Here is a 295-nt window from a genome sequence, read left to right on the forward strand (position 1 = left end):
AATAATACTTGCAACCTAACACTACGAATGATAGATTATGTGTAGGAGGTGTTAGTTTTTATGTATAAATCTAACGGAAATATAACATATGATTGTAAATATCATATAATATTTTGTCCTAAGTATCATAAACCTGTTTTAGTTGACGAAGTAGAAAAAATGTTAAAAGAGATAATACCATATAAAGCAGATGAACTTGGAGCAGAAATAATAGAAATGGAAATAAACAAAGACCATGTGCATTTATTAATATCATGTGACCCACAATTTGGAATCCATAAAGTAGTAAAAGGTT

Annotated in this window: 1 protein-coding gene; it reads left to right on the forward strand. The window is 27.8% G+C overall.

Annotation, left to right across the window (positions count from 1 at the left end; translation table 11 throughout):
- Positions 1-60 precede the first annotated feature (60 nt).
- A partial coding sequence (tnpA, locus tag KGF48_RS20025; RefSeq protein WP_227868507.1) for an IS200/IS605 family transposase occupies positions 61-295 on the forward strand: 235 nt, incomplete at its 3' end.

Source organism: Clostridioides sp. ZZV15-6388 (assembly GCF_020657755.1).
Taxonomy (GTDB): Bacteria; Bacillota; Clostridia; order Peptostreptococcales; family Peptostreptococcaceae; genus Clostridioides.